8 protein-coding genes are annotated in these 12,219 nt (G+C 67.6%); 4 read left to right on the plus strand and 4 right to left on the minus strand.

Annotated features, from left to right (window positions below; translation table 11 throughout):
* The first annotated feature begins 1 nt into the window (after position 1).
* The 3 genes from ABE485_RS08685 (at position 2) to phoU (ending at position 3,282) form a co-directional block, all read left to right on the plus strand.
* Positions 2–1,663 (plus strand): isovaleryl-CoA dehydrogenase, encoded by a 1,662-nt coding sequence (locus ABE485_RS08685; RefSeq protein WP_346514879.1) that lies wholly within the window; start codon positions 2–4, stop codon positions 1,661–1,663.
* Between the two features lie 39 nt (positions 1,664–1,702).
* Positions 1,703–2,383, plus strand: a complete 681-nt coding sequence (gene rpiA / locus ABE485_RS08690; protein WP_346514880.1) for a ribose-5-phosphate isomerase RpiA — start codon at positions 1,703–1,705, stop codon at positions 2,381–2,383.
* Between the two features lie 167 nt (positions 2,384–2,550).
* Positions 2,551–3,282: a phosphate signaling complex protein PhoU gene (phoU, locus tag ABE485_RS08695; RefSeq protein ID WP_346514881.1), complete on the plus strand. Its 732-nt coding sequence runs from the start codon at positions 2,551–2,553 to the stop codon at positions 3,280–3,282.
* An 18-nt stretch (positions 3,283–3,300) separates the two neighbouring features.
* On the opposite strand, the gene ABE485_RS08700 is transcribed toward phoU, so the two are convergent.
* The 3 genes from ABE485_RS08700 to argA form a co-directional block, all read right to left on the minus strand.
* Positions 3,301–5,241 carry a phosphocholine-specific phospholipase C gene (locus ABE485_RS08700; protein ID WP_346514882.1) on the minus strand — a complete coding sequence of 647 codons (1,941 nt, stop codon included), beginning with the start codon at positions 5,239–5,241 and terminating at the stop codon, positions 3,301–3,303.
* Between the two features lie 108 nt (positions 5,242–5,349).
* Positions 5,350–5,622, minus strand: a complete 273-nt coding sequence (locus tag ABE485_RS08705) for an oxidative damage protection protein (protein WP_346514883.1) — start codon at positions 5,620–5,622, stop codon at positions 5,350–5,352.
* A gap of 104 nt (positions 5,623–5,726) precedes the next feature.
* The gene (gene argA / locus ABE485_RS08710) at positions 5,727–7,085 is read right to left on the minus strand and encodes an amino-acid N-acetyltransferase (protein ID WP_346514884.1); all 1,359 of its coding nucleotides are present in this window, start codon (positions 7,083–7,085) and stop codon (positions 5,727–5,729) included.
* A gap of 216 nt (positions 7,086–7,301) precedes the next feature.
* Here argA and hrpA point away from each other — a divergent pair, with 216 nt between their 5' ends.
* Positions 7,302–11,237 (plus strand): ATP-dependent RNA helicase HrpA, encoded by a 3,936-nt coding sequence (gene hrpA, locus ABE485_RS08715; protein WP_346514885.1) that lies wholly within the window; start codon positions 7,302–7,304, stop codon positions 11,235–11,237.
* A 50-nt stretch (positions 11,238–11,287) separates the two neighbouring features.
* On the opposite strand, the gene lpxO is transcribed toward hrpA, so the two are convergent.
* Complete coding sequence (gene lpxO / locus ABE485_RS08720; RefSeq protein WP_346514886.1) at positions 11,288–12,187, minus strand: lipid A hydroxylase LpxO; 900 nt, start codon at positions 12,185–12,187, stop codon at positions 11,288–11,290.
* Between the last annotated feature and the right edge of the window lie 32 nt (positions 12,188–12,219).

Consider the following 12,219-nt stretch of genomic DNA (forward strand, 5'->3'; position numbering starts at 1 on the left):
CATGTCATCGTTCGCGACGCATACCGTGCTCAACCAGGTGCCGCCCCTGGAAGACTATTCCCTGTATGACACCGACCCGGCCCTGCGCGAGGCCGTGCGCCGCGAGGGCGCCGACGCCTGGACCGGCGACCTGAACGCGCATGGCGCCTGGCTGGGCCGCGCGCAGACGCTGGCGGCCGGCGCCGAGGCAAACCGTTGTCCGCCGCGCCTGTTGTCCTACGACCGCGCCGGCCACCGCATCGACCGGATCGAATTCCACTCCTCGTGGAACCTGCTGATGGACGGCATCATGGCGCGCGGCCTGCACAGCCCCGCCTGGATGCAGCCGGCGCCGGGCGCCCACGTGGCGCGCGCCGCCGCGTACCTGATGCAGGGCCAGGTTGAAGCCGGCACGCTTTGTCCGACGACCATGACCTTTGCCGCCGTGCCCCTGCTGCAGCGCGAGCCCGCCGGCGTGGTGGACTTTGCCGCCCAGTGGCTGCCCGCGCTGTATTCCCGGGAGTTCGACGGCAGCGACGCGCCGCTGGCCGCCAAGCGCAGCGCCCTGGTCGGCATGGGCATGACGGAAAAGCAGGGCGGCTCCGACTTGCGCGCCGTCACGACGCGCGCCACGCCGCTGGGCGCGCCCGGGCGCGGCGGGGCTTACCAGCTGGTGGGCCACAAATGGTTCTTCTCGGTGCCGCAGGCCGACGCCCATCTGGTGCTGGCGCAGACGGACCAGGGCCTCAGCTGCTTTTTCGTGCCGCGCTGGATACCCGACGGTCCGCGCAATGCCGTGCGCGTGCGCCGCCTGAAAGACAAGCTGGGCAACCGCAGCAATGCCAGCGCGGAAGTCGAATTCGAAGAGGCCTGGGGCGTCATGGTCGGCGAACCCGGGCGCGGCCTGGCGGTGCTGCTGGAAATGGCGGGCACCACCCGGCTGGACTGCGTGCTGGGGAGCGCCGCGCTGCTGCGCCAGGCGCTGGCCCAATCGGCGCACCATGCCCGGCACCGGCACGTCTTCGGCAAGGCGCTGATCGAGCAGCCCCTCATGCGCAACGTGCTGGCCGACCTGGCGCTGGAAAGCGAAGCCGCGATGGTCCTGGGCATGCGGCTGGCGCGCGCCGTGGACGAACGCGCCGACGCCGGCGCGCGCGCGCTGGTGCGCGTGGGCACCCCCGCCGCCAAGCTGTGGGTCTGCAAGCGGGCGGTCGCCGCGGTGGCCGAGTGCATGGAGGTCTGGGGCGGCAACGGCTACGTGGAAGAGGGGCCGATGCCCCGGCTCTATCGGGAGACCCCGGTCAACTCCGTATGGGAAGGCTCGGCCAACGTCATGGCGCTGGACGTGCTGCGGGCCCTGCAGCGCGAACCCGAAGCCCTGCCGGCGCTGGAGGCCGAGTTTGCGCGCGCGGCGGGCCAGCATCGGGCTTTCGACGAGGCCGTGAATCGCTGGAAGGCGCTGCTTGCGGACGGCGCGCGGGCGGAATTCCACGCGCGCCGCGTGGCGGGCGGGCTGGCGCGGCTGTGGCAGGCCGCCTTGCTGATCCAGCATGCGCCGGACGCCGTGGCGCGGGCGTTTGCGGAAAGCCGCCTGCAGGATGGCGGCCATGTGTTCGGCGAACTGTCCGCCGACACGGATACCCACGCGATCCTTACCAGGGCGTGGCCCGCCGTCGCATGCTAAATTTCCTGGCTCAAGCAACTTTCCCGCATTTCTACCGCCATGCTCTCCCAGCAAGAACTCAAGCAGCAAGCCGCAGACGCCGCCCTGGAATTCGTCGAACAGGCCGCCGGCCCGGACGTCATCATCGGTGTGGGCACCGGATCCACGGCTGACCTGTTCATCGATGGCCTGGCGCGGTTCAAGGACCGGATCGCCGGAACGGTGGCCAGTTCCGAGCGCAGCGCGGCGCGCCTTGCCGGGCACGGCCTGAAGGTGCTCGACCTGAACGAGGTGTCCTCCATGCCCATCTACGTGGATGGCGCGGACGAGATCGACGCCAACCTGCACATGATCAAGGGCGGCGGCGGCGCGCTGACGCGCGAGAAAATCGTGGCGTCGGTCGCCGAGCGCTTCATCTGCATCGCCGACGAATCCAAGCTGGTCCAGACCCTGGGCAAGTTCCCGCTGCCCCTGGAAGTGATCCCGATGGCCCGCGAATCGGTGGCGCGCGCGCTTGTCGCGCTGGGCGGCCAACCCCGCCTGCGCGAAGGATTCGTCACCGATAACGGCAACATCATTCTGGACGTCTCGGGACTGTCCATTACCGACGCGACGGCATTCGAAGCCCGCGTCAACAACCTGCCCGGCGTCGTGACCTGCGGCCTGTTTGCGCTGGCCGGGGCAGACGTTGCGCTGCTGGCCACCCAGAACGGCATCCGCCGGCTCGACCGCCGTTCCTGAACCGCGCGGGTTCCCGCGGGGCCTGCCAGTCTGCCTTGCGGGCGGCGGGCCCCCCATTCATAATCCTGTCACACTTGGGTCATAACCTTGCGGGTTGTGCAGGCCCATCTCGTAACCTCTCTCAATTTCGGGGCAATGCAATGAGATCAACCACGCAGGGAGCCCGGATGACGGAGCATACAAACAAGCAGTTCGACGCCGATCTGGAAAGCGTCCGTTCGCAGTTCTTGCAAATGGGCGGCGTGGTGGAAGCCATGATCCAGGAGGCCATCGACGCGCTGGCCAGCGGCGACCTGTCGCTGGTCGAAAAGGTGCGTGAGCGGGAAAAGGAAGTCAACCGCCACGAAGTCGAGATCGACGAAAGCATCAGCCGCATCCTGGCCCGGCATCAGCCCACCGCCATCGACCTGCGCATGCTGATGGCCGTATCCAAGATGCTCACCGACATGGAACGGTCGGGCGACGAGGCCGAGAAAGTCGCCACCGTCGCGCGCCGCGTCCACGAAGGCGAGCTGCGCCACATCCCCGTGATCGAACTGCGCCACATGGCCGCCGCCGTGCGCACCATGCTGCACCAGGCGCTGGATTCGTTCGCCCGCCTCGATCCCATCCTGGCCGCCGCCGTCGTGCGCAGCGACAAGGAAGTGGACAAGGAATGGAAGGGCGCGCTGCGCCACCTGATCACGTACATGATCGAAGATCCGCGCACCATTTCGCGCGCCATCGACATGATCTTCATTGCGCGCGCGCTGGAACGCATCGGCGACCATGCCAAGAACATGTCCGAACGCGTGATCTACATGGTCAAGGGCGCCGACGTGCGCCATACCGGCGTGAAGAACACCGAGCGCCTGGCGCGCGGTGAAGAAGAGTCCGAGGACTCGGCGGACCCGCAGTAAGAAAAAGGGCTGCCGCCGCTACGGCGGCAGCGCCGCGCCCTGGCACAGCCGCGGATCCGGCACGCCGGGCTTGCCGCCATCGATACGCCCCGCCAGCCGGCGTCCAAACGCCGGCATCGCGGGCGCCGCGACATCCAGGTCGTACCAGCCTTCGCACCCCGAATACTTGAGTTCGATCGCGCCGCCCGCGGACACGTGCGCCATGGCGCGCCAACCGTCATCCATGCGCGATTCCACCCGGACCGGCTGCGGCGTGTCGCTGTGGTTGACCAGCCGCAGGCGCAGGCCCGACGTCACGGGCACCAGTTGTGCTTCCAGCATGCCGGCGTCTTGCGCGTTGCCGCGGAAATGCCGGTGAAAGCCGTCCGGGCCCAGCAGCCACAAGTCATAGGCGCCGCCGTTCTCCAGACGCCAGCCATCGTCCAGGCGAGCTCCCGCGCCCACGGTATAGCGCCGCGGCGGCTGCGCCAGCGCGTGGCGGTCGTAGACATGCAGCACCGCGCCCGCCCCGCCCGAATTGCGCAACGTCAGCCGGTAGTGTTCGCCGTCGGCGGTCATGCGCCCGACGGCCTCCAGCGCATAGGGCAGGGGGCAGGCATGGCGGGTGCTGTCGGGGTGATGGGCCCCCCGGTCGCCCGCGAAGTCGAACGCCGAGGTCAGATCGCCCGCCACCGCGCGCCGCCAGGCGCTGATGTTGGGTTCGGCCACGCCGAAGCGCGCCTCCAGGAAACGGATGACGGAAGTGTGGTCGAACACCTGCGAATTGACCCAGCCGCCCCGGCTCCAGGGCGACACCACCAGCATGGGCACGCGCGGCCCCAGGCCGAACGCGCGTCCGTGCAGGGCGGGCGGGTCGTCCGGGGTCGACGCGCTGGGTCCGTGCCGCGCGTCATGGTATTCGCCGTCCAGCTCGACCGTGGACAGGCCGCCGGGCTGGCCGTCCGGACGCCGCGCCGGGGGAGCCGGCGGCGGCATGTGGTCGAAGAAGCAATCGTTCTCGTCGTACGTGACGAAAAGCACGCACCGGCTCCAGGTTTCGGGGTGGCGCGTCAGGATGTCCAGCACCCGTTCGGTATAGGCGGCGCCGCGTTGGGGGGAAGAGACTTCGGGATGCTCGGAGTCCGCCGCGGGCGCGATGATCCATGACACCGCCGGCAGCGAACCGTCGGCGACGTCGCGCGCCAGGTCGTCCAGCGTGCGCGTGGAAAGCGCGCGGTCACGCAAGGGGGCCCCCGCCTGCTGTTCGCGGTACTGCCTGAAGCCGGCCAGCGGATTGTCGTTGTAGTTGTCCGCCATGTCCTGGTAGATGTGCCAATCCACGCCCGCCGCTTGCAGGCGTTCCGGGTAGGTGGTCCAGGCATAGCCGTCGTTCGCCGGCCCCAGGCGGTCGAAGGTGTTGACCAGGGCCGGTCCGCCGGCCAGGCCCTGCGGGTCGTTCGTGCCCGTCCACAGGAACAGGCGGTTCGGATTGGTGCCCGCCTGCATCGAGCAGTGATAGGCGTCGCAAAGGGTGAAGGCGTTGGCCAGCGCGGTCTGGAACGGCACGTCGACGCCCCGGTAGGCGCCCAGGCCCAAGCGGCCCTTGGCGGACAGCCACTGATCCATGCGGCCATCGTTCCATGCCCGCTGCGCGTCGTCCCAAGTGTGCGGGGTGATGTAGCCGACGGGGACGCCGCTGGCGTATTCCGACTGCAGCGAATACGGACTGCAACGCGCATCGCCGTCAGTCTGCGTCATGACGGTGCCCGCAGCCGTGGGCGCCGGATGCGGGTCGGCGAACCCCCGTACGCCGGGCAGCGTGCCGAAATAATGGTCGAAGGACCTGTTCTCCTGCATCAGGATGACGACGTGGCGTACGTCCTGCAGCGTGCCGTGCTTGCGATCGGGCTCGATCTCCAGGGCGCGCCGGATGGCGGGGGACGGGTCGGCGGGAACGGGCGAGCGCGATTCTTGTTTCATGACAGCACTAATACGGCCAGCGATATTTGAATCTTAAGGCACCAAACACAAAGCCCCTCGCGGGCGAGGGGCTTGGGGAGCGTGCCGCTTGCAGGCGGCGCGGCGGGATCAGGCCGAGGGCGGAACGTAGCCGTCGGCTTCGACGCTGCCGTCCTCGAACAAGTAGCGCTCCATTTGCTGCTGCAGGTACTTGCGAGCGCGGGCGTCCGCCAGGTTCAGGCGGTTTTCGTTCACCAGGCGGGTCTGCACGCCCTTCCATTCTTCCCAAGCTTCCTTGGAAATGCTTTGCCAGATCCGCGTGCCGACTTCGCCGGGGTAGGGCGGATAGTCCAGCCCTTCGGCTTCACGCTTCAGTTTCACACAGTTGACGATACGGGCCATGGTTCGCTGCCGGAAAAATGAATAACGCCACATTTTAGCGGGGCTTGGCGTCCAGGGGGCGCCAAGCCCCTTCAAGTTCCGCGGATTGGGTCCGCGGGCCTTTCCTAGAGCTTCTTGATGAAGACCAGGCTGTTGCGGGAACGGTTGTAGTTGTTCTGCTTTTCGCGGGGCAGATCGGCGATGCCGCCCTGCACGAATCCGCGCTTCATGAACCAGTGCGAGGTCCGGGTGGTCAGCACGAACAGCCGCTTGGCGCCCGAGGCGCGGGCGCGCGATTCCATGTGGCGCAGCAGGATCTCGCCTTCGCCCGACCCTTGCCATTCGGGATGCACGATGAGGCAGGCCATTTCGGCCATCTGCTCGTCGGGAAACGAATGCAGCGCCGCGCAGCCGTAGATGACGCCGTCGTGCTCCAGCACGGTGAAGTTCTCGACGTCGCGTTCGACCACGCTGCGGGGACGCGGCACCAGCGTGCCGTCGGCCTCCAGGGGCTCGATCAGGCTGAGGATGGCGCCCACGTCGTCGATCGTGGCGGGCCGCAGGTCGTCCAGGGTGTCTTCGACCACCATGGTGCCCACGCCATCGTGGGTGAAGATTTCGAGCAGGACGCTGCCGTCCAGCTCGAAGGGCAGCAGGTGCGCGCGCGCCACGCCGCGCTTGACCGCCAGCGACGCGTACTGCAGGAACGAATGGGTTTCCTCGTCCAGTTCGCCGGCGGCGAGCAGCGCATCGGCGTCGACGCGGGCCAGTTCGGTGTCCAGCGTTCCGTCTTCGTTCAGCACGCCTTGCGAGCTGGACAGGAAGATCAGCTTTTCGGCCCGCAGCCCCACGGCGACGCTGGTCGCCAGGTCTTCCATGGCCAGATTGAAGGCGTCGCCCGTCGGGGAGAAGCCCAGCGGCGACAGCAGCACGACCGACGAGCCTTTCTCGATGGCGAACTTCAGCGCCTCGACGTCGATCTTGCGGACCTGGCCGGTGTGCTTGTAGTCCACCCCGTCCAGCACGCCGGTGGGGCGGGCCGTGACGAAATTGCCGGAGATCACGCGAATATGCGCGTGCGACATGGGCGTGTTGGGCAGCCCCTGGCTGAACGCGGCCTCGATGTCCAGGCGGATCTCGCCGGCGGCCTCCTTGGCGCATTCCAGGGCCGCGGCGTCGGTGGGGGCCAGGCCGCGGTCGAACTGCTGCGTGTAACCCTTCAGGCGCAGCTGTTCATTGACCTGCGGACGCGAGCCATGCACCAGCACCAGCCGGATTCCCAGCGAAGACAGCAGGGACAGGTCCTGGACCAGCGTGTTCAGCGCGCCCGCCTGCACCAGTTCGCCGCCAAACGCCACCACGAAGGTCTTGCCTCGGAACGCATGCACGTACGGCGCGACGTCTCGGAACCATCGCACAAACTGCGCGGCGGCGAATTCGGGGGCTTCAAGGGCGGAGACGGTGTCTGGTTCCAGGTCGGGCATGATGGTTGGAGGGCTTCCTGATGATCGGTTGGAGCGCGGCGCCTTGCCGCGCCCTGCGCCGCCAGTCGGCGGCGTGGCGAAATTATATGACCGCCGCGAACCCGCGCAGGGGGGAAATCAGCCCTTATTTGGTGCCGGATTTCCCGGCTTTCGACCCGCGGGCCTGCCCGGGGCGCCGGGGAAATTTATAATGCCGGGCTAACCGGACTATCGTACATGCCTGAAACCACCCGCCCGCGGGCGCCCCAGGCCGCTGCCAAAGCGGCATCAGCACCTGCCGGGGCGGCCCCGGGCGCACCCCGCGCCCCGCGCCCCGAACGGCCCATCCCCGCCGTCACCTATCCCGAAGACCTGCCTGTCAGCGCCCGGCGGCAGGAGATCGCGCGCGCCATCGCCGGCCATCAGGTCGTGATCGTCAGCGGCGAAACCGGGTCGGGCAAAACCACCCAGCTTCCGAAGATCTGCCTGGAACTGGGGCGCGGCCGCCAGAAAATGATCGGCCATACCCAGCCGCGCCGGCTGGCGGCGACCTCGGTGGCCAAGCGGATCGCCGAAGAGCTGAACACGCCCATGGGCGAAGTGGTCGGCTACCAGGTCCGGTTCAACGACCGGACCGGTCCCAACGCGTCCATCAAGCTGATGACGGACGGCATCCTGCTGGCCGAATCGCAGCGCGATCCGCTCCTGCGCCGCTACGACACCATCATCATCGACGAGGCGCACGAGCGCAGCCTGAACATCGATTTCCTGCTGGGCTACCTGAAGCAACTGTTGCCGCGGCGCCCGGACCTGAAACTGATCATCACGTCGGCCACCATCGACGCCGAACGCTTCGCCAGGCACTTCGCGGCGTCCGAGGACAAGCCCGCGCCGGTGATCGAAGTCTCCGGTCGCCTCTACCCGGTCGAAGTCCGCTACCGTCCCGTGCGCGAGGAGGCGGCCGCCGAAGAGGGCGCCGCGCCGGCGGCCAAGCCGGGCCGCGACCGCGAGCGCATGTCGGGCGACGAAGAGCGCGACCTGATCGATGCCATCGTGGACGCCGTGGACGAATGCGCCAGGCATGGCCCCGGCGACGTGCTGGTGTTCCTGCCCGGCGAACGCGAAATCCGCGAATCGGCCGAGGCGCTGCGCAAGCGGCATCCGGCCGGCACCGAGGTGCTGCCGCTCTTTGCCCGCCTGTCGCAGGCCGAGCAGGAGCAGATATTCCGCCCGCGCGGCAACGCGCGGCGCATCGTGCTGGCCACCAACGTGGCGGAAACCTCGCTGACCGTGCCCGGCATCCGGTTCGTGGTGGACAGCGGCCTGGCGCGCATCAAGCGCTATTCGTGGCGCAACAAGGTCGAACAGCTGCGCATCGAGCCCATCAGCCGCGCGTCGGCCAACCAGCGCGCCGGCCGTTGCGGCCGGGTGGGGCCGGGCGTGTGCATCCGGCTTTACGATGAGCTGGATTTCAACAATCGGGCGGCCTTTACCGATCCGGAAGTGCTGCGGTCGTCGCTGGCGTCGGTCATCCTGCGGATGAAGGCGCTGAAGCTGGACGACATCGAGCAATTCCCCTTCGTCGAGGCGCCTCCCGGGCGGGCGGTGGCCGACGGCTACCATCTGCTGCAGGAGCTGGGGGCGATCGAGCTGGCTTCGGCGTCCGACGAGGACACGGATGCCGGGAGCACCGGCGCCGCCTTCGTGTTGACGCGCACCGGACAGGAACTGGCCAAGCTGCCGGTGGACCCGCGCATCGGCCGGATGATTCTGGCCGCGCGCGAACACCAGTGCCTGGCCGAAATGCTGATCATCGCCTCGGCCCTGTCCGTGCAGGACGCCCGCGATCGTCCCATGCAGGAGCGCGAGGCCGCCGAAGCGGCGCACGCCAAGTTCGCCGACGACAAGTCGGAATTCATTTCCTTTCTGAAGCTGTGGCGCTGGTACGGCGAGCAGGTGCAGCACAAGGCGTCGCAGCGCAAGCTGGTGGGCCTCCTGCGGCAGAACTTCCTGTCGCCAATCCGGCTGCGCGAGTGGCACGACGTGCACACGCAGCTGGCGGCGCTGGTGGGCGAGCAGGGCTGGCGCGTCAACCAGACCGAAGCCACGTACGAGCAGCTGCACATGGCGCTCCTGTCCGGCCTCTTGGGCAACATCGGCTTCAAGAGCGACGAGGGCGGCAACTACCAGGGCGCGCGCGAGATCCGTTTCCACATCCATCCGGGCTCGCGCCTGGTGAAGAAGGCCGGCCGCTGGATCATGGCCGCCGAACTGGTTGAGACCACGCGTCTGTACGCGCGCTGCGTGGCGCGCATCGATCCGGTGTGGCTCGAAAAGGCGGGCGCCCACCTCATCCGCAAGAACTGGTCGGACCCGCGCTGGGAAAAGAAGGCCGGGCAGGTCGTGGCCAATGAACGCGCCACGCTCTACGGCCTGGCCATCTACACGGGACGGCGCATCCATTACGGCCGGGTGAACCCCACGCACGCGCGCGAACTGTTCATCCGCCAGGCGCTGGTGCCCGGCGAAATCGACACGCGGCTGCCGTTCGTGGCGCACAACCGCAAGCTGATCGCAGGTATCGAAAAGCTGGAGCATCAGACCCGCCGCCCGGACATCCTGGTGGACGACGAGCTGATCTACGCCTTCTATGACCGCCAGCTGCCCGCCGACATCTCGCAGACGGCGTCGCTGGAAAAGTGGGTCAACGGCCTGGACAAGGCGTCGGCAGCCAAGCTGATGCTGACCCGCGACGAGCTGATGCGCCACGAGGCGGCCGGCGTCACGACGGACGTCTTCCCCAAGAAGGTGGAATGGCAGGGCGTGTCGATGGCGCTGGATTATCACTTCGAGCCGGGATCCCCGCGCGACGGCGTGACCCTGTCGGTGCCGCTGTTCGCCCTGAACCAGATCGATCCTGCGCGATGCGAATGGCTGGTGCCCGGCATGCTGAAGGAAAAGGTGCATCTGCTGCTCAAGTCGCTGCCGCAGAAGCTGCGCCGCCATTGCGTGCCGCTGCCCGACTATGCCGCGGGCTTCTACGACCGCTGGTTCGAGCGGCTGGCCGATCCGCAGCAGGGGCTGGTGGACGCCATCATCGCCGACATGTGGGATCAGGTGCAGGTGCGCCCGGCCGCGGGCGACTTCAAGCTCGAGACCCTGCCGGCGCATCTGTTCATGAACTTCCGGGTGGTGGACGAGCACGGCCGCATGCTGGCCGCCGGCCGCAACCTGGCCCAGCTGCGCGCCGAATTCGGCAAGCAGGCGCAGGCGACGTTCCAGCAGCTGGCGGCCAGCGATACGCAGGTTGCCCAGGCGCTCGCGCACGAAAACCTGACCTCCTGGACCTTCGGGCCGCTGCCGGAGATCATGGAGATCAAGCGGCGCGGACAGTCCGTCATCGGCTATCCGGCGCTGGTGGACCGTGGCGCGCATTGCGACCTGGACGTGTTCGACGACCCCGACGAAGCGCGCAAGCATCATCGCGCGGGCTTGCTGAAGCTGTTCCGCCTGGGGCTGCGCGAGCAGGTCAAATTCCTGGAAAAGAACCTGGCGGACCTGACCAAGATCAGCATGCTCTACATGACGCTGGGCACGCAGGAAGAACTGCGCGACCAGATCATCGACTGCGCGCTGGGTCAGGCATGCCTGGCCGAACCATGGCCGGTGAACGAACAGCAGTTCGAAGCCCGGCGCGCCGAAGGCAAGGGCCGGCTGGGCCTGCTTGCCCAGGAAGTGGCCAGGCTGGCCGGGGCGGTGCTGACCGAGTACGGGGCGTTGCAGCGCAAGCTGCCACAAGCCAAGCCGCATGCCGCCGCCTACGCCGATCTTCAGCAGCAACTGGGCGCCCTGATGCCCAAGTGGTTCATCCGCGATACGCCGTATGTGCAGCTCTCGCACTTTCCGCGCTACCTGAAGGCGGCGGTCGCGCGCATCGACAAGCTGCGGGCCGATCCGGCGCGGGATGCGAAGCTGGTGGCGGAAATGGCGCCGCTGGTCACGCAGTACCAGCGGGCAAGATCGGCGCTGAAGGGCGCGCCCGACCCCAGGCTCGACGAATTCCGGTGGCTGCTCGAGGAGCTGCGGGTGGCGTTGTTCGCCCAGGAACTGCGAACGCCCATGCCGGTTTCGGTCAAGCGCCTGATGAAGAGCTGGGAGTCATTGCAGCGCTAGGCCCGGGGCCAGATGCAGGAAAGGCCGCATTGCTTGCGGCCTTTCTTGTCTTACAGCGCCACGAACGCCGCGATGACCAGGATGATCAGGCCATATTTGGTGGCCTTGTAGACCTTGCGGTTCCAGGCCTTGAAAGCCTTGCGCTTCTGGTCTATGACCCAGTGCGCGTGGGTCAGCCGGTTGATGGCGCCAGTCTGGTCGCCGCCGTCGTTGGGCGAACTGGCGGCCGACATGACCACGCGGCCGAACCAGCGGTTGAAGGCCTCGGCCCAGCGCCACTTCAGCGGGCGCTCGACGTCGCAGAACAGGATGATCCGGTTGCCGTCCGTCTTGTTGTAGGCCTCGTGCACATAGGTTTCGTCGAACACCACGCTTTCGCCGTCGCGCCAGCTGTAATGCTCGCCGTCCACGATGATGTGGCAGCCGTCATCGTTGGGGGTGGCCAGGCCCAGGTGATAGCGCAGCGAACCCGCGAACGGATCGCGGTGCGGATTCAGCTGGCCGCCGGGGGGCAGTTCGGCGAACATCGCCGCCTTGACCTTGGGCAGGGTCTTCAGGATGGCGACGGTTTTCGGGCAGAGTTCCTCGGCCGACGGATGGCGGGCGTCATACCACTTCAGGTAGAACCGCTTCCAGCCGTACTTGAAAAAGGAATTGAAGCCGATGTCGTTATGGGCGTCTGCCGCCTTGATCCGGCGAAGCTCGGCCATCTGCATGGCTTCTTCCCGGATCGTCTCCCAGTTGTCGTCCAGGACCTTGAGCTCGGCGATTTCGCTGGTCGTCAGGTAGGGGGTGGACGGCACCCGGGAAGTCAGCACCATGAAGGCGTTGATGGGGGCCAGCAGGGCAGAGTGATCCAGGAGCTGCCGGCTCAGGGGCAGCTTGACGCGGCCGCGGAAGTGCGAAAACAGGATGGCGGCAAGCCAGATCCCGGGAATAAGCCATTTCATACGTAAATCTCGTTTTGCCACGAGGTGGTGCG

The organism is Achromobacter spanius, assembly GCF_039673305.1.
GTDB lineage: Bacteria > Pseudomonadota > Gammaproteobacteria > Burkholderiales > Burkholderiaceae_B > Achromobacter > Achromobacter spanius_F.

What these genes read in the sequence shown, in the direction of transcription:
- ABE485_RS08700 (WP_346514882.1), bottom strand. Translation starts at nt 5,241, where the DNA reads ATGAAACAAGAATCGCGCTCGCCCGTTCCCGCCGACCCGTCCCCCGCC.
- lpxO (WP_346514886.1), bottom strand. Translation starts at nt 12,187, where the DNA reads ATGAAATGGCTTATTCCCGGGATCTGGCTTGCCGCCATCCTGTTTTCG.
- argA (WP_346514884.1), bottom strand. Translation starts at nt 7,085, where the DNA reads ATGCCCGACCTGGAACCAGACACCGTCTCCGCCCTTGAAGCCCCCGAA.
- phoU (WP_346514881.1), top strand. Translation starts at nt 2,551, where the DNA reads ATGACGGAGCATACAAACAAGCAGTTCGACGCCGATCTGGAAAGCGTC.
- ABE485_RS08685 (WP_346514879.1), top strand. Translation starts at nt 2, where the DNA reads ATGTCATCGTTCGCGACGCATACCGTGCTCAACCAGGTGCCGCCCCTG.
- rpiA (WP_346514880.1), top strand. Translation starts at nt 1,703, where the DNA reads ATGCTCTCCCAGCAAGAACTCAAGCAGCAAGCCGCAGACGCCGCCCTG.
- hrpA (WP_346514885.1), top strand. Translation starts at nt 7,302, where the DNA reads ATGCCTGAAACCACCCGCCCGCGGGCGCCCCAGGCCGCTGCCAAAGCG.
- ABE485_RS08705 (WP_346514883.1), bottom strand. Translation starts at nt 5,622, where the DNA reads ATGGCCCGTATCGTCAACTGTGTGAAACTGAAGCGTGAAGCCGAAGGG.